Below are 17,784 nucleotides of genomic sequence, written 5' to 3' on the forward strand. Positions count from 1 at the left end.
ATTTTAGGGTTAATTTAAATATAAAACATAAATTGATTCAAAATTAAGGGGCTAATTAATGCCCCTTAATCTTTAACATTACGACACTTGTTTAACAGTTGATGACAGACATTTACAACCATGTCTTTGGTAATTTTCACTTCTTGACCATTGTCATCTAACATGACACATGTATTTTTAGGTTGGCTTTCCAATACATGTTTTATACTACGACTGATTAATTGTTCACTTACACTCATTTTTTGACCTCACTTGCTAAGACTGTGGAAGGGAGAAAGTCTTTGGCTACCTTTGTAATCTAGTATTGTGAAATCAGTCCTAAAAGTAAAATTTCAGATGTAACAACTGTTTAACGATATCCTGTTACAATTTCAACTTAAAATGATATCGTATTGCTCTTGCGTGTATAAATTTTCGACTTGGAATTTAATCACACGATTAATAAAATGCTCTAAATCCGCGACTGCTGGGGCTTCCGCAGTGAGCAGGCGATCAATTACAGATGGATGACCTATAACAGTAAAGCCACTCTTAGACTCATAAGCACGGGTATATCTTAAGATTTCTCGAAAAATTTCGTAACATACTGTCTCAGCTGTTTTCACAAATCCGCGCCCTTGACATGTTGGGCATGATTCACACAACAAATGCTCCAAAGATTCACGTGTACGTTTACGTGTCATTTCAACTAAGCCAAGTTCGGAAACTTGAGTAATTTTAGTTTTTGCATGGTCACGTTCAAGCATTTTATCAAATTGATTCATGACCTCTTCACGATGTACAGCTTCCTGCATATCAATGAAGTCGATAATAATAATGCCACCCAAATTACGTAAACGTAATTGGCGTGCAATCACTTGAGTTGCTTCCATATTGGTTTTAAACACAGTGTCTTCTAGTGTACGACCACCGACATAGGAACCTGTATTGACATCAATTGTAGTCATCGCCTCAGTCTGATCAATCATCAGATAACCACCCGACTTCAATGCAACTCGGGTTTGTAATGCTTTTTGAATATCTTCTTCGACATTGTACAAATCAAAAAGTGGACGTTCACCAGGATAATGCTGCAAACGGCTTTCCATACTCGGTACAAATTCACAAACGAACTCTTGCAACTTGGCATGTATTTCTCTTGAATCGACATAAATCGTTGCCGTATCATCATTGGCTAAGTCGCGAATAACACGTTGTGGTAAAGGAAGCTCTTCAAAAATCAACGAAGGAACTGCAATAATTTTTTGTTTTTTCTGAATAAATTCCCAAAGCTTGGCTAAATACGCCATATCTTGAGCAATTGAAGCCTCTTCAATGCCTTCAGCAGCTGTACGTACAATGACCGAACCAGGCAACTTATGCTCACTTTGAATCCTTTCAATCATTGAACGTAAACGGTCACGCTCTTCTTCGGACTCAATCCGCTGTGATACCCCAATATGGCTGCCATATGGCATCAAAACAAGATAACGAGATGGGATAGAAAGATCTGTACTCAGTCGTGCACCTTTAGTACCCAACATATCTTTCATCACTTGAACTGTCAGAATTTGACCGGGTTGTAATAACTCAAAGACATTCGGCGTAGGTTGATTACGCGACCAAATCATATCATTGATATGTAAGAATGCAGTACGTGATAAGCCAATATCCACAAAGGCTGCTTGCATCCCTGGAAGTACACGGACAACTTTTCCTTTATAAATATTCCCGACTAACCCGCGTTTAACAGTCCGCTCAACAAACAGTTCGTTAACCGTACCATTTTGAATTAGCGCCACACGACATTCCATAGGTGTGACGTTAATCAATAACTCGTCAGACATAACTAAACTCAAAACATTATAAAAATTCTTTTCAGCAGTTAATTTAGTGCCTCAACTGCGCTGATCTATACGATCAAGTAACTGTATCGTTTCATGCAACGGTAGCCCAACCACATTGCTATAACTACCATTTATACCTATCACATACTTTGCCGCAATGCCTTGAATTGCATATGCGCCAGCTTTCCCCAAAGGTTCACCTGTAGCCCAATATTCTTCCATATCATTCAGACTGAATTGTTGGAACTCAACTTGCGTGCGAACCACGACACTCAATAATTGATGTGCATTTGCAACGCAAACACCTGTCAATACTTCATGTTTTTGACCTGACAATAATGTCCATATTTCAAAAGCATGCTGCTTAGATGTTGGCTTACCAATAATTTGATTGGCAAAAACCAAGCTTGTATCTGCTGCAATGACAGTGCTTTGCGGGTACAATTTCAATACCACTTTGGCTTTGCTTTCAGCCAAACGTTGTACATACTGCTCAATCTGTTCATGCTCTAAGACAGATTCATCAATATCTGGGCTGTGGATGCTAAAATCCAAGCCCACTTGTAAAAGCAGCTCTTTACGCCTTGGCGAGCCTGAGGCCAGAATTAAATGCGCCATCTTCTTAATAAATAATAAAGAACTGGCCAGCAAAAAATACTCGAAACCAATGTCTGCCAATGACGGGTAATCGAAAAATGCGTACCTGCCATCACTTGTGCCATAAAGGTAAATACCAAATGTGCTAGGATTGCAAACATACTAATAATCCAAAGATTACTAAATGTCAGCACACGTCTTTCTCGAATAAAATAACGAGTTAAAAATGCAATCAGCACATAGCTCAACGCATTCATCCCCAAAGGTGCATCTAATAATAGATCGGTAAATAGACCCATGGTAAATGCAAACCAAATTCCACACCATGTAGGTTGACACAACACCCAAAACAGCATGATCAAAAACATATATAGTGGTCGCCATCCTGCTATCGCATAGGACATCGGATACACCACTAAAATTGAACCAATAATAATGGATACAACAATGATCCATAATGGATCTTTACGTTGCTTTTCAGAAGGTAATCTTTTAGCGATCAACATTTGGCTGCTCCATCGCTAAAGAATCTGAGAAAAGTACCACAACATGATGACCGCCTGCTAATTGTGCAGCTGGAACCACATCAATTTGCGCAAACTCACCCGTGTTGTGACGCATAACTTTAGATACTGAACCGACCAAATAACCGGCTGGAAAATGTTGACCTAAGCCTGAACTATAGACCTTATCACCCACTTTGATATTGGCACTTGTTGGAACATATTCCATTTTCAAATGTCCTAAATCACCAGTACCCGTCACGATGGCGCGCATACCTGAGCTTTCTAAACGTACAGATAAAGAATGTTCTTTATCGGAAAGTAACATAACGCGACTACTATGGGGATAGACGTTGATGATTTGCCCCATGATTCCTTTATCATCTAAAACGGTTTGCCCGACTTTTAAATGATTAGCTTCACCGCGGTTGATGATAATGATATGGCGCAATGGGTCAGCATCGGTTCCAATCACTTCTGCAATTTCCATACGCCCATCGATAATCAATGGCGTATCAAGCAAACCACGTAAACGGGTATTTTCAGCAGAAAGTTCAGAGAGTTTTTGCAGACGTACTTGAGCCTGAAGCAATTCAGCTTGCATCGCAGTATTTTCACGACGTAACTGAGCCTCAGATTTAGTTTGTTGATTTAGCCATTCTTTCGACAATACAGGATAACTTGCTAAGGCATAAATTGGATTATATGCCGCATACAAGACATCTCTTGCCGGTTGAATCACTTGTGGCATGCGCCAGTTAAAAAACAGCACTACCAAACAAGTGATGACCGCAATGATGAACGAGCGAAAAGATGGCGGTTGTCTTGAAAAGAGATTCGGTTGCACCGCCTCATCCTTAAACTTAATCGAGTATAGTTTAGCCTACAAAAAGCATATCATGGTTTGGATTGTCAAAGAATTCTAAGACTTTACCGCCACCACGTGTTACACAAGTTAAAGGATCTTCTGCTACAACAACAGGTAGACCTGTTTCTTGAGCAAGCAACTTATCTAGGTTACGCAGTAATGCACCACCACCTGTCAGCACAATACCACGCTCAGCGATATCTGAAGATAACTCAGGTGGAGTTTGCTCAAGTGCCGATTTCACAGCAGAAACAATACTTTGTAATGGATCAGAAATCGCTTGGGTAATCTCATCTGAGGTAACCGTAATCGCACGCGGTACACCTTCAGCAAGGTTACGACCACGAACTTCAATTTCTAAAGTTGTACCGTCAGCAACAGCCATACCCACTTCTTTTTTGATAGTTTCAGCCGTTGTTTCACCAATTACACAACCATGTGCTTTACGTACATAGTTAATAATTTGTTCATCAAAAACATCACCACCAATACGTAAAGAATCTGCGTACACACAACCTTGTAAGGAAATGATGGCAATTTCAGTTGTACCACCACCCACATCTACGACCATAGAACCACACGCTTGCTCAACAGGCATACCCGCCCCAATCGCAGCAGCCATAGGCTCTTCAATCAAACGTACATCACGTGCACCTGCGTTAAACACAGCTTCACGAATCGCACGGCGTTCTACCAATGTTGATTTACATGGTACACATACCACTACACGAGGTGCAGGTGGAAATAAACGTTTTTCATGCACTTTACCAATAAATTGATTTAACATGGTTTCAGTAACTTCGAAATCTGCAATAACACCATCTTTCATCGGACGGATTGCAGAAATATTGGCTGGGGTACGACCAAGCATTTGCTTAGCATCTAAACCTACAGCTGCAACAATTTTCTGCGAACCACTGTGACGAATTGCCACAACTGTCGGTTCGTTTAATATAATGCCCCTTCCTGGTGCATAAATAAGTGTATTTGCAGTACCTAAATCAATGGCTAGATCTGGCGAAAACAAGCCAATTAGTCGTTTTAGAATCACGGGTCGTTCTCAGTTTAAACTTTATATGGACGCAAGATGGCAACTTTAACTAAATGTGATGATTTGAACAAGTCAATCGCTTATTATAACGCACGATATTTTGAATTTTTTTAAAACTGATTAGGTGAGACATCATGTCAAGTTCAGATGTTCAGCATTCTGCAGAATTAAATGCACAAACTGTATCGCAAATCGCCAATCTTGCTCGATTGTCGCTGAATGATACGCAATCTGCTGAATATGCTCAAAGTTTAAATAAAATCTTAGGAATGATGGAGACCTTAAAAGCGATCAATACCGATGGTGTTGAGCCACTTAAGAGTCCATTTGATAATCCGCAACCACTTCGTCCAGATGTTGTGACTGAAGTGAATCATCGTGAAGAATATCAAGCCATTGCTCCTGCAACTCAGGATGGTTTGTACCTTGTTCCGAGAGTGATTGAATAATATTTGATCAAATGAACTTATTTTAAAAAATTAATCGTAAAGAATTGTACTCATGACTGATTTACACCGTTTATCGATTCGTGAAATGACAGAAGGCTTAAAATCTGCCCAATTTTCATCTCGTGAATTGACTCAGCATTATTTGGATCGTATTGCGAAAATTGATGATCGTGTCAAATCGTATGTAACGGTCACTCCCGAACAAGCGTTGGCACAAGCTGATGCTGCTGACAACTTACTAAAATCTGGAACAGCTGGCGTATTGACTGGTGTTCCACTGGCGCATAAAGATATTTTTTGTACCCAAGGGATTAAAACCACTGCGGGTTCAAAAATGCTGGACAATTTCATTTCACCTTATGATGCAACTGTAGTGGCAAAAACCAAAGCAGCTGGCCTAGTGACTTTAGGTAAAGTGAACATGGATGAATTCGCAATGGGTTCAACCTCTGAAAGTTCATTCTACGGTGCGACTAAAAACCCATGGAATTTAGAACATGTTCCTGGAGGCTCTTCTGGTGGTTCGGCTGCTGTTGTCGCGGCTGATCTTGCACCGCTGGCAACAGGTACCGACACAGGTGGGTCAATTCGCCAGCCAGCTTCTTTCTGTGGCTTAACTGGTCTTAAACCGACTTATGGCCGTGTCTCTCGTTTCGGGATGATTGCGTTTGCATCATCACTGGATCAAGGTGGCCCAATGGCACGTTCTGCTGAAGACTGTGCTTTTTTGATGAACACCATTGCTGGACATGACCTCAAAGATTCAACCTCTATCAACAAAGAAGTGGATGACTATGTTGCAAACTTAAATGCAACAGCTGTGAAAGGTTTACGTATTGGTATTCCAAAACAATACTTCAATGTTCAAGGCCTCGATACAGAAGTTAAGACACGTGTTGAAGAATCGTTGAAAAAATTGCAAGACATGGGCGCAACGTTGGTTGAAATTGACCTCAACATGACTGAAGCCTATGTACCAACTTATTATTTGATCGCACCTGCGGAAGCATCTTCTAACTTGTCACGTTATGATGGTGTTCGCTATGGCTACCGTTGTGAAAACCCAACAGATATTTTAGATCTCTATAAACGCTCTCGTTCAGAAGCATTTGGTGCAGAAGTACAACGTCGTATCTTGATTGGTACTTATGCGCTTTCTGCTGGTTATTACGATGCTTATTATGTGAAAGCACAAAAAGTTCGTCGTTTAATCCAACAGGATTTCTTAAAAGCTTTTGAGAATGTCGATGTCATTGCAGCGCCATCTGCACCAACGACAGCATACAAAATCGGTGCGAACTTGAGTCCAACCGAAATGTATTTAGGCGATATCTATACACTTGCGGTGAACTTAGCGGGCTTACCAGCCATTAACGCACCTGTTGGTTTTGATACGAATAATCTCCCAGTAGGTTTACAGTTAATTGGTAACTATTGGTCAGAATCACAATTGCTTTCAATTGTGCATCAATATCAACAAAATACAGATTGGCATACTAAACGTGCGGCAATTGCTGAGGAGAATGCATAATGACCGAAGCTCAAAAGTTAGCACCGTCCGTGTCAAAGCTGATTGACGGTTGGGAAGTCGTTATTGGTATTGAGATTCACACACAGCTTGCAACTCAGTCTAAAATCTTTTCAGGTTCATCAACTGAATTTGGTCAAGATCCGAATACTCAAGCCAGCCTTGTTGACTTGGCAATGCCGGGTGTACTTCCTGTGCTAAACCAAGAAGTGGTTGATCTTGCGATTCGTTTTGGTTTGGGGATTGATGCCTATATCGATCAAGCCTCTGTATTTGCGCGTAAGAACTACTTTTACCCAGACTCGCCAAAAGGCTACCAGATCAGCCAGATGGACAATCCTATCGTCGGGCTAGGTCATATCGACATCCAGCTTGAAGATGGCACAGTGAAGCGTATAGGCGTGACCCGTGCGCATTTGGAAGAAGATGCAGGTAAATCAATTCACGATCAATTCGAAGGCATGTCTGGTATCGACTTAAACCGTGCTGGCACACCTTTACTTGAAATCGTGTCTGAACCTGATATGCGTTCAGTTGAAGAAGCTGTTGCTTATATCAAATCGATTCACACTTTGGTGCGTTGGTTAGGGATTTCTGACGGTAACATGGCTGAAGGTTCATTCCGTGCTGACTGTAACGTATCGTTACGTCGTCCTGGGCAACCATTTGGTACCCGTTGTGAGTTAAAAAACCTCAACTCATTCCGTTTTATCGAACAAGCCATCAATGTTGAAATTCAACGTCAAATGGACATCTTGGAAGATGGCGGTCGTATTGATCAAGAAACCCGTTTGTTCGATCCGAACAAAATGGAAACACGTTCAATGCGTTCTAAGGAAGAAGCCAACGATTACCGTTACTTCCCTGACCCTGACTTGCTTCCAGTGATCATTGCCAATGAGCAAATCGAAGCTGCTCGTGCTGCACTTCCTGAGTTACCTAAAGCGCGTCGTGCGCGTTTTATCGCAGACTTTGCTGTGACTGAATATGATGCACATGTACTGACTCTATCTCGTGAATTGGCTGACTTCTATGAAGCGGTTGTTACTGCTTCTGGCGGCGCGGCTCAAGGTAAAGTTGCTGCCAACTGGGTGATGGGTGAGTTCTCTGGTGCTTTAAATAAAGCCAGCCTTGAACTTCAAGACTCTCCTGTTTCAGCAGAACAACTGGGTGGGATGATCGCACGTATTGTTGACAATACCATTAGCGGTAAGATTGCTAAGCAAGTGTTTGGCTTTATGTGGGAAGAAGGCAAAACTGCAGATGACATCATTGCTGAAAAAGGCTTGAAACAGGAAACTGATACAGGTGCCATTGAAGCCATTATCAAAGAAGTGCTTGCTGCCAATGAGAAGATGGTTGAAGAGTATAAATCTGGTAAAGAGAAAGCATTCAACGGTCTAGTTGGTCAAGTAATGAAAGCCTCTCGTGGTAAAGCCAACCCTGCTCAAGTCAATGAATTGATGAAGAAATTGATTGGTTAAGCTGATTTAATTTTAAAAGAAAACCCGCTTTAGAGCGGGTTTTCTTTGTTTAAAGTATTTATATGTTTAGTTTTTAAAATTTGGGAGACATTTAAATCTATTATTTTCTCAAAATTTTGTATCTGGGAACATACCTTCAGCCTACAAAAGTACTCGGTAAAACAACACCTATTTCAGCAAATTTATAGTCTTGAATATTTCTCGTCACGATTTTGCTACAACCAAAACTCAACGCAGAAAAATATTGAATTGCATTTTCAAAATCAGAAAACTTAGACACCAGTGCTTGAGAAATCCCAACATGATCAACAGGGATAATCACCAAAATTTTTAAAAGTTGTTGAATAAAAAGACGCGCTTTCTCATCACCGCCCAATTTACGCAAAATATAATAAATATTGGCAACACTGTTCGAAGAAATGCACCCTGTAAAATGCCCTTTCTCACACAACGCTACAACAGTTTGACTTGCCTCAACAAAAGGCTGACGCGCTAAAGCCACATCCAAAATTACATCAGAATCAATAAATATCCGCTCGCTCATTTATGTTTTTCCATACGAGCCTCAGAAAGCAATGCCTTATAATCTTGCCCTTGGTCTTGAATGGCAAACATCCCTGTCAAACGTCCAGTAATAGGAGCTTGAACATCACTCGAAATTTCAGTGTGTGCTGAAATACGATCTAAATAAGCTTCAACCAAACTCGAAACACTCTGCTCATGTTCCTGAGCAAAAAGTTTCGCCCGTTCAATCACTTTTTTATCTATAGATAAAGTCAATTTCGCTTGCATAAGATTTCACCTCATACGTATCATTTAATTAATTATACGTATTGGTTAATTTTTAACAATTAAATTTTAACCAAATGAGACAACGATTGATTTCGCATACCTAACTTATTTCTAATATCAGAAAGCAAAAATCATCTGCTATTTTTAAACTATCAAAGCGCTCTACGTTCAGGTTCATACTGATAAATAAAGACCGTATATGTATCGGCAAGATGATACTATTCAAGAGCGATCTTATAGTTCATAAAATATATACCCTTAGTTTTTAAAATCTCTCCCAGATATCCAAATAGATTATTTCTTTTCAATGTCATTTTTTTGTGAGAAGGTACCCAACCCTCTCCCAGAGGGAGCTTCATATGATCTTAATAATGCTATTCATCCAATAATGAATGTTCTCCCTCCGTTTACGAGATGAGGAGCGCTACTGATCATTTATTATTAAACCAATAATCCCATTTCTCACGATCAACGCCAAACTGTCCTTGCCACCATCGTGTTGGATAGTTCACATCATCATTTCTAATCGGTCGGTGCTCTCTTTCTGGATATGTCACATATTTTTCAGCATAGCCAAAATGCTTGTCATCATGCAAAATACCAATCACTCCAAAAATCTCTAAAAGCCCCAAACGCTCATCGTCATTGGACTTGAGTGCTTTAGAAATACTCTTTTTAAGTTGAGCTATTCTGTCATTGGGTTGAGCTGTCTCTATTATCGTTTTGAGTTCATTGAGAATGTTGTAATCTTCATCGCTTGGTTCAACGACAGGAAATTTAAGAAATTGTTCCAAATCAAATAAAACAGAAATCAAATTATCGGTACAGCTTCCATGTTTGTATTTAAAGAAATTGAGTGTATTAAACTCAATGAGTCTTTCAAACTCATACGTATATAGCCCACAAACTGCACATATATTTGAGTTTGGTTCTGGACTGGAAACAAAGTCATGTTCAATCAAACTTTTACCAATACAGTAACTTGATAAAAAAGATCGATACTCCAATCGTCTTGTACTTAGACTGTAAATAAATGCATCCACCACAGATTGCTTTTCAATTTGATTAACTGCTGTTTTTATTCTTCGACAGATTTCATTGTGACTTATTTTTTCTTGTTCAAACATAACGGAATGGCTTTTTGCATATTCAAACTCATCTTCAGTAATGAATTGCATGTATGTATCCCAATAAAACCAGCTCTCTAAATTTTGATCCTGCGAGCTTTTAATGGTTTTAAGTAAAATTTTGACTGCTTTCTTGTCCATGTTTATTTATCTATTCACTTAATTTTTTAATTCAACATCTTACATATATCATGATAATGATTTATCCCACTCTACGTTCAGGTTCATACTGATGAATAAAGACTGTATATGTATCGGCAGGATGAACCACCTGAGCATGATGTAAAGCATGTGCGATATTGCCTCTATGGTATGTTCCATGATTGATGATATGAAAGAAGATCTCTTCTATTGAAAGACTGCCCGTTTTTTTATCTATAAATTGAAAATGAATAATTTCAGCAAGTTGATTCGATGGAATATTTTGGACAAATTCAATAAACCATAAATGTGATTCAGCAATTCGATGCTTAAGTTCATCTAAGGAGGGTAAAAATTCTGTATTGGTTTGGGTGTGCAATGCTTTTTTGTTTTCTAGTCGAGATCTAAATAGCTCTTCGACAATGATCATATGATTGAATTGTTGCTTGGCAAAATTATAATCTTCTAAATATTGCACTTGATTGATCTGATCTACGGCTTTAAATAACCGCTGATCCGACCATTGTTTATATAAAAAGAGTTTTTCAAAATTCATTAAATTGACCTAAAGCTTTCTTTGAATCAAATCATCAAGATAGCATGCAATCACTGAAAAAAACCAATCTTTTAAATATCCTCAAATGCCACGTTTTTACACACAAAGACTCAATTTAGCTTTAATAAGCTTTCTTGATGCATTTATTCCACTCCCCAAACCCTTTCAATAATAAGAAGAGCTTCGTTGAAATTTCTATAATTATTTCAATTGAATCATCAAGACTCCCACTCCTTTAAACAGATAAGAAGTCTTGCTCTGTAAAGGTAAAGTGATTTATGGACGAATCACACCCAACTTATTCCAAATATCAGGGGTTAAAAAAGTCATCACCAATTTATTTAAGTCGATATAACGCAATACACCCTGTAACTGTTTTTTCACTTCAGGGTTTTTAATAATATCTTCACCTGTCGTACGACCTAGCTCTTGGAAACTGTCACCTACTGCTTGCACACCTTCAGCGGCAATCACTGCTTTGGTCTGTGCGGCACACTGCTCTACAATCACCCGTTGTAAAACCTGAGCAAACTTTTGATCGAGTTGTGTTCTTTGTGCATCACTAACATTACTCAATGCTTTTAGATCAGGGTGTGTAGATAACGCAGCAAAGGTCCACTGTAATACTGTAGTTTTATCTGTTGCTGTGGTTGCTTTTACCAAACAATCGCTAAGTTGATCAACGGTTGGTCCTGCGACAGCAAATTGTGCTGTTCCCATTAATGCCGTCGCCATAAATACAGAACGACCCATATGGGAAAATTTAGAATACATTGAGGAGAAAATTTGGCGTGACATAAACAAAGTCCAATTCGAAATTAAATCCTTTGTATCACAAGCGCTACCTATTCGCCTGTTATGACTCTGTAAACAACCACTAATGAAAATAATCTTGTTTGCTGTGCTAAACTCGATTCAATATTTAGGTTGTATTTAAAAATAGAAAGCATCTCAAATTTCAAAAATAAAATACTTTCTTAATCCATCATCTAACTTAAACTGATTAAAGATCTAAAAGACCAATATCTCAGATCTCAATCGATAATCTATATTCAAAAACCTACATTTGTTGGATTTTTTGACATAAAAAACAATCCTCATGGTCATTAGTTCATCAATAGCACATACGTTTTAATAAGATATGCCATAACTGTTTATAGGGAAATATATATGAAAATGGTTCAAACTCTCACAATAACTACTTTATTCGCACTTTCAATGCCTGCTTTTGCAAAGCAAGTTGTATGTGTTTTTGATCCGGTTGGTAAAGCAGGTGATGCATATGCCCTAGCTAAAGATTATGCACTTGAAGCAAAAAATTGGGGTGCTGATATAGATTTAAGAGCCGTTACTGACGAAAGGCTCGCCGCAGAAGACTTGAAAGTGGGTAAATGTGATGGTGCCATTATCAGTGGTTTACGTGGTCGCCAATTTAATAAATATATTGGCTCCTTAGACGCGATCGGCGCATTAACAGATATGAAAACAGCCATTTCAGCCTATAAATTATTGTCTTTACCTCGAGCAGCGGAAAAAATGGTCAATGGTCCTTATGAAATTGCAGGATTAGGTACAATTGGACCAGCATATTTATTTGTAAATGACAAAAATATCAATACATTAGCAAAAGCTGCTGGTAAAAAAATTGGGGTGTTCCGTTATGATGAAGCGCAACCAAAATTGGTTCAACAAGTGGGTGCACAAGCTGTTTCTGTTGATGTCACCAGTGCAGGCGCTAAATTTAACAATCATGAAATTGATATTCTTCCTGCACCTGTTGTTGCATTTAAACCTTTTGAACTCTATAAGGGCCTAGGAGAAAAAGGCGGAATTGTAAAATTTCCACTGACTCAAATTTCGGCCAATTTTATTATTCGCAAAGACAAATTCCCTCAAGGCTTTGGACAAAAATCTCGAACTTGGGTCGCGAGTCAATTGGGCAGAACATTTAACATCGTAGCAAAATATGAAAAAGAAATTCCCGCAAAATATTGGATGAATATCCCAGCCAATGAACAACTAAACTATATCAAAATGATGCGTGAATCTCGTATTGCACTGACTAAATCAGGTATTTATGATCCACAAATGATGAATTTCCTCAAAAAAGTTCGTTGTAAAGAGAATCCGAGTAGTTTTGAATGCTCATTAAATGATGAATAAAGCTTTTTGTTTATTCGGGTATTTCACTCCATTGAGATGAAATACCCCATTCCATTACTTAATCTGCTTTAACATATGTTTGGCAACAGCATGATTTTGATTAGCCGCCAGATTCTGTAAAATACGTTTGGCTCGATCTTGCGGATTAGAAAAACGCTGACTGTAACCCGGCACATTGGTTAAACATCTTGCCACCATTACACCTGATTCGGCATAGATATTGATTCCACTTGCCCCATGCAAGCGTCCATAATTATAGGCGCGTTCTGCATTGTTACAGGCATTGATCTGATTTTGCCCCCGCCCTAAATCCTTACGCGCTGATGTATATAATTGCATCTGTTGTGATTGCGGTGTAGTCACGATTTTTTCAGGCTGAAGTCTTTCTTTTACTTCATCTGCAATTGTGGCGACTGGCTTTTTTTCTTCCACGACTTTAACAGGGGCAGTTTTTGCTACGTTGTTGATAGCAATATTTTTTGAATTGTTCGTTTTTATATCAGTGCTTTTTGCATCACTGCTTTTTGAATGACTATTTTTAGATTTCTTTTCTTGGGTAACTGTCGCCATATTACTTTTGTTGTTATAGAATTTGTTAAGCTCATCCAAAGATAAAACTTTGGTTTGCAAATTTACAACTCGAGTTCCAGTTTGATCAAGTTTACGCTCAGATAAAGGTTCGATAGATACATACCATTGCTGACCATTACTTTCAGTACATTGGTATGCACCGATCCCCTGTTTAACACTGCTATAAGTATTTAATAATTTTTTTGCCCAAATATCCTTAACCGAACTCATTGTGCTTTTTTGCACTTGAGAAAAATGACCACCTTTGGCACTACAATAACGGTTTAAGTAACTTTTGGGTGTTAAAGACTGCACCTGCTGATCACTTTGCTTTGATCCCCAATCATAAACATATTCTTTAGATGCGCTATTGTTTTCATTAATATTGTACTTCTCAATGAGTTCTTGAGCAGAAGCATATTGTTTAAAAGCGTCTGATGTTGATGTATTCATGGTTGTACAACCCTGCAATACAAAACCTACCCCACTCAACAATAAGAATATTTTTAAATTCACCTGACATTTCTCAATTATATTTATGCATAAAAATATCTTAAAATACTCAAAACAACAAACTTATTACATTGAATTTATTAACTATTTATCGAAATAAAGTGATAAAAAAGTCACAAAAAAAATGATTAGAGATAATCAATTAAGTTAAAACTTAAAAAGCTCTATCTAGACATCTATTCCATTGCGATTTATTTATACAACATGTGAAAAAAATGTTAAAAAGCTGCCAAGTGTTGATACAGCTTGGCAGGCTTTTAGGTCAGATTATTACCAAATGGTCACGCGTTTATTGGCAGGTAAATACATTTTATCGCCCTGCTGAATATGAAAAGCATCATAAAATGGCGCTTGATTTAGCAAGGTAGCATTGCCACGAACTTTATCAGGTGAATGCGGATCTCTTTTTAAGAATTCAACTTGCATTGCATCAGTAATTTTAGAACGCCATGCTTGTGCCCATCCAATATAAAAGCGTTGTTCACCTGTTAAATTATCCAATACTGGCGCAGCCTTGCCATTTAAAGACAGTTGATAAGCTTTGTAAGCAATTGCCAATCCAGAGTTATCTGCAATATTTTCGCCTAAAGTTAACTCACCATTGACATGATAGCCTTTGATTGGCTCATAAGCGTTGTATTGAGCAACCAATGTATTGGTTTTTTCTTTAAATTTTCGATGGTCTTCTGCCGTCCACCAATTTTTCATATTGCCCAATTCGTCAAATTGACTGCCTTGATCATCAAAACCATGACTGATTTCATGTCCGATAATTGCACCAATCGCCCCATAGTTCACTGCATCATCGGCATCCATATCAAAGAATGGGGGTTGTAAAATCGCTGCTGGAAAGACAATTTCATTTAAAGAGGCATTGTAATACGCATTGATGGTTTGCGGTGTCATGCCCCATTCATCACGATCAACAGGCTTGCCCAATTTATTTAAGGCATATTGATGTTCAAATTCACGTGAACGGATCACATTTCCAATCAAGTCATTATTTTTGATTTCTAAAGCTGAATAATCACGCCATTTGTTTGGATAACCAATTTTCACCGCAAAACTTGCTAACTTTTTCTGCGCTTGAACTTTCGTTGTTGGACTCATCCAATCCAGTTTGTCTATGCTTTGAGAGTATGCTTTCATTAAGTTTTGCACCAAGACTTCCATGCGTTGTTTTTTCTCAGCAGAAAAATACTTTTTCACATAAATCTGGCCCAGACTTTCACCTAAAGTTCCTTCAACCAATTGCACACCACGCTTCCAACGTGGTTTCTGTTCCTTGATTTCTCTGAGCTGTTTGCTATAAAAATCAAAGCTATTGTCTACGAAAGCTTGACTAAGCAGTGATGAAAAATCACTGACTAAATGAAATTTAAAATAAGCTTTCCAAACCTCTAATGAGGTATTGTCAACAATTGGGCCTAAACCTTTGAAGTAACTCGGTTGAATGACTTGTATGGTTTTAATCTTATCGGACAATTCTTGTTTTTCTAGATAAGTTTGCCAATCAATTTTTGGACTAAGTTTGGCTAAGTCTTGCGTTTTATAAATATTATAGAGTTTTGTTACATCACGGTTTTGGACATTACTCCATTGTATCTTGGCGATTTGAGTTTCTAATTTTAAAATCCCTTGCGCATGCTGGGCGGCTTGCTTGTCTCCAGCTAGGCTTAAAGTTTTTTCAATATACTTTAAATATTGCGAACGGATTTTCTTAAATTTGGCATCATTTTTTAAATAATAATCACGATCAGGTAACCCTAAACCACTCTGTCCAAGCATTGCCACCATTTCAGTTGAATTTTTCATATCTTGGTCAATGCCCACATCAAAAGGGCTGGTTACACCAATACGTGAAAAATGTGCGGCCAATTGCGCAATATCTTTTTTGCTTTTCAATGCATCAACATTGGTAATTTCCGCTTGAATCGGCTGGATCCCCAATGCTTCAATACTTTTTTCATCCATAAAATTAGCATATAGACTTGCCACTTTTTGCTCAGAACTTCCTTCCACCAATTGCTGTTTTGAAAGCTCATCGACAATGTCATGCAATTGTTTTAATGATTCTTCATGCAAAATATCAAAAGTTCCCCACCGTGATTTATCTGCAGGAATTTCAGTATTTTTCAACCATCCTCCATTTACATGTTGATAAAAGTCATCATTTCCTTTTATATTTTGATCAAAATATTGATGATCAATCCCCGATTTTTTTTGATCTTTCACAATAGCTGAAGTGGTTTGAGTGATTTGCCCTGTTGTTTCAGCCCATACTGGTGCAGATGACAACATGATTGCAGATGCTAAAACACTTTTTACAAATCCAAATTTCAAAGCGATATCCTCAATTCTATTTCTAAGGTTTGAATTTAAAACAATAATAGTAATCTTGAGCTCAGACTTTATGTGTAGCAAAAATGCAATGATTCACTGATTTTGTTTTTAAGATAGAATTTCAAAGCATAAAATATTCCGAAACAGCTTAACCTAGATCTTTAATCACAGTGAACAGCTCAAATATTCAAAATATATAAATCCACTTATTTAGCTGAAGCTTTAGCAAGTCAACCTATAAATTAAGCGAGCAAATTTAAAATATGTTTTAAACGGATATTTTCAGCATCCTGCTTATAGACTGCATAAATTGGTGCAATACACGGCGTATCCGCTTTAAGCGCTTTGTAAATAATTTGCTTGTTCCAAAAATCTCGAATGGCCTCTGGAACAATAGACAAACCAATCCCTGCTGCAATCAAATTTAAACTCGACGTTAAACGTGGAGCTTCTTGAACGATCTTTGGACTAAACCCAGCCTGATAACAGCTGGCCAAAATATTATCAAACAAGTCTTGTCCTGCTAAACGGCGATACAGTACAAAATCATAAGGCTCTAAATCAAGTAATTGGATGGCATCAGGATGTTCGGTTAAGGGATGGTTATTGGGCAATGCCACAATTAAAGCCTCATCAAGTACGTGCAAACTGGTGAGTCCCAAACCAATCGGCGCAGGCTTACGCAAAAAAACGATGTCATTCTTTTCATTGATAATCGAATCAATCAATGAGCTACTGCCATCTTCTTCCAAATGAATAGATACCGCTGAAAATACTTCACGAAAATTACGCAGTAAAGCAGGCAAAAAGGAATGTAAGCCGACTGAGTTGGTAAAACCAATATTGATTTGCCCTTCCAAACCTTTAGAAATATTTTGCACGCGTTTGGGAATAGCCTGTGCATGCGCAAGTATGGTAAGTGCCTCTTGGTATAAGGCCTTACCCGCTTCAGTTGCTTCTACGCCACGCGGTAAACGCTTCAATAAATCTGTGTCTAATTCATCTTCTAAGTTTTTGATAATCCGTGTTAAAGGCGGTTGCTGCATATTCAGACGTACCGCTGCCCGAGAAATATTACTTTCCTCAACCACAGCCACAAACGCATTAAGCTTATGAATATCAATCATCTTTTCGCCTCAATATCGATCTTTTCATTTTTATCGTGCTAATTCACGTTTAAAGCATACTTTTTAGGTATGAATAACAGCAAAAATAGCATTTTTCTTTATAACTCAACAAGCAGATAATCATATTCAAGCCAAGTACATCACAG

Annotated in this window: 18 protein-coding genes; 4 read left to right on the forward strand and 14 right to left on the reverse strand. The window is 38.2% G+C overall.

The window, feature by feature from the left end:
- Positions 1-65: 65 nt before the first annotated feature.
- The 6 genes from ACG916_RS01085 to ACG916_RS01110 all read right to left on the reverse strand — a co-directional run bounded on the left by ACG916_RS01085 (position 66) and on the right by ACG916_RS01110 (position 4,845).
- Entirely contained in the window at positions 66-239 is a 174-nt protein-coding gene (locus ACG916_RS01085) for a PA1571 family protein (protein WP_004717412.1), read from the reverse strand.
- 132 nt (positions 240-371) lie between these two features.
- The gene (rng, locus tag ACG916_RS01090; protein WP_336951858.1) at positions 372-1,826 is read right to left on the reverse strand and encodes a ribonuclease G; all 1,455 of its coding nucleotides are present in this window, start codon (positions 1,824-1,826) and stop codon (positions 372-374) included.
- Between the two features lie 51 nt (positions 1,827-1,877).
- The gene (locus ACG916_RS01095) at positions 1,878-2,444 is read right to left on the reverse strand and encodes a Maf family nucleotide pyrophosphatase (protein ID WP_336951859.1); all 567 of its coding nucleotides are present in this window, start codon (positions 2,442-2,444) and stop codon (positions 1,878-1,880) included.
- Positions 2,432-2,929: a rod shape-determining protein MreD gene (mreD, locus tag ACG916_RS01100; protein WP_336951861.1), complete on the reverse strand. Its 498-nt coding sequence runs from the start codon at positions 2,927-2,929 to the stop codon at positions 2,432-2,434. Before mreD ends, ACG916_RS01095 begins: the two co-directional genes overlap by 13 nt.
- Complete coding sequence (gene mreC, locus ACG916_RS01105) at positions 2,916-3,773, reverse strand: rod shape-determining protein MreC (protein WP_004717416.1); 858 nt, start codon at positions 3,771-3,773, stop codon at positions 2,916-2,918. Before mreC ends, mreD begins: the two co-directional genes overlap by 14 nt.
- 31 nt (positions 3,774-3,804) lie before the next feature.
- A complete protein-coding gene (locus tag ACG916_RS01110) occupies positions 3,805-4,845 on the reverse strand; it encodes a rod shape-determining protein (protein WP_004717418.1) in 1,041 nt (346 codons plus the stop codon).
- 134 nt (positions 4,846-4,979) lie between these two features.
- On the opposite strand from ACG916_RS01110, the gene gatC reads away from it, so the two are divergent.
- Genes gatC through gatB form a run of 3 tightly spaced genes read left to right on the forward strand, consistent with a single transcriptional unit; the run spans position 4,980 to position 8,306 of the window.
- The gene (gatC, locus tag ACG916_RS01115) at positions 4,980-5,294 is read left to right on the forward strand and encodes an Asp-tRNA(Asn)/Glu-tRNA(Gln) amidotransferase subunit GatC (RefSeq protein ID WP_336951862.1); all 315 of its coding nucleotides are present in this window, start codon (positions 4,980-4,982) and stop codon (positions 5,292-5,294) included.
- A 52-nt stretch (positions 5,295-5,346) separates the two neighbouring features.
- Positions 5,347-6,825, forward strand: coding sequence for an Asp-tRNA(Asn)/Glu-tRNA(Gln) amidotransferase subunit GatA (gene gatA, locus ACG916_RS01120; RefSeq protein ID WP_336951863.1), 1,479 nt, complete (start codon positions 5,347-5,349; stop codon positions 6,823-6,825).
- Positions 6,825-8,306, forward strand: coding sequence for an Asp-tRNA(Asn)/Glu-tRNA(Gln) amidotransferase subunit GatB (gatB, locus tag ACG916_RS01125; RefSeq protein ID WP_004717427.1), 1,482 nt, complete (start codon positions 6,825-6,827; stop codon positions 8,304-8,306). The genes gatA and gatB overlap by 1 nt, the downstream gene beginning before the upstream one ends.
- Positions 8,307-8,442: 136 nt before the next feature.
- On the opposite strand, the gene ACG916_RS01130 is transcribed toward gatB, so the two are convergent.
- The 5 genes from ACG916_RS01130 to ACG916_RS01150 form a co-directional block, all read right to left on the reverse strand.
- Positions 8,443-8,850, reverse strand: a complete 408-nt coding sequence (locus tag ACG916_RS01130; protein WP_336951865.1) for a PIN domain-containing protein — start codon at positions 8,848-8,850, stop codon at positions 8,443-8,445.
- Complete coding sequence (locus ACG916_RS01135; RefSeq protein WP_336951866.1) at positions 8,847-9,098, reverse strand: DUF6364 family protein; 252 nt, start codon at positions 9,096-9,098, stop codon at positions 8,847-8,849. Before ACG916_RS01135 ends, ACG916_RS01130 begins: the two co-directional genes overlap by 4 nt.
- A gap of 431 nt (positions 9,099-9,529) precedes the next feature.
- Positions 9,530-10,276 (reverse strand): hypothetical protein, encoded by a 747-nt coding sequence (locus ACG916_RS01140; protein ID WP_335955461.1) that lies wholly within the window; start codon positions 10,274-10,276, stop codon positions 9,530-9,532.
- A 151-nt stretch (positions 10,277-10,427) separates the two neighbouring features.
- Positions 10,428-10,922, reverse strand: a complete 495-nt coding sequence (locus ACG916_RS01145; RefSeq protein ID WP_336951867.1) for a DinB family protein — start codon at positions 10,920-10,922, stop codon at positions 10,428-10,430.
- Between the two features lie 276 nt (positions 10,923-11,198).
- The gene (locus ACG916_RS01150) at positions 11,199-11,720 is read right to left on the reverse strand and encodes a hypothetical protein (RefSeq protein WP_336951868.1); all 522 of its coding nucleotides are present in this window, start codon (positions 11,718-11,720) and stop codon (positions 11,199-11,201) included.
- A gap of 372 nt (positions 11,721-12,092) precedes the next feature.
- On the opposite strand from ACG916_RS01150, the gene ACG916_RS01155 reads away from it, so the two are divergent.
- On the forward strand, positions 12,093-13,085 hold the full coding sequence (locus ACG916_RS01155) for a putative solute-binding protein (RefSeq protein WP_419327132.1): 993 nt from the start codon (positions 12,093-12,095) through the stop codon (positions 13,083-13,085).
- Positions 13,086-13,139: 54 nt separating this feature from the next.
- Here ACG916_RS01155 and ACG916_RS01160 read toward each other — a convergent pair whose 3' ends face one another.
- From ACG916_RS01160 to ACG916_RS01170, 3 genes are all read right to left on the reverse strand, one after another.
- A complete protein-coding gene (locus ACG916_RS01160) occupies positions 13,140-14,171 on the reverse strand; it encodes a hypothetical protein (protein ID WP_419327131.1) in 1,032 nt (343 codons plus the stop codon).
- Positions 14,172-14,438: 267 nt separating this feature from the next.
- Complete coding sequence (locus ACG916_RS01165) at positions 14,439-16,511, reverse strand: M13 family metallopeptidase (RefSeq protein ID WP_336951871.1); 2,073 nt, start codon at positions 16,509-16,511, stop codon at positions 14,439-14,441.
- A 242-nt stretch (positions 16,512-16,753) separates the two neighbouring features.
- Positions 16,754-17,638: a LysR family transcriptional regulator gene (locus tag ACG916_RS01170; RefSeq protein WP_419327130.1), complete on the reverse strand. Its 885-nt coding sequence runs from the start codon at positions 17,636-17,638 to the stop codon at positions 16,754-16,756.
- Between the last annotated feature and the right edge of the window lie 146 nt (positions 17,639-17,784).

Source organism: Acinetobacter legionensis, from assembly GCF_048552295.1.
Taxonomy (GTDB): domain Bacteria; phylum Pseudomonadota; class Gammaproteobacteria; order Pseudomonadales; family Moraxellaceae; genus Acinetobacter.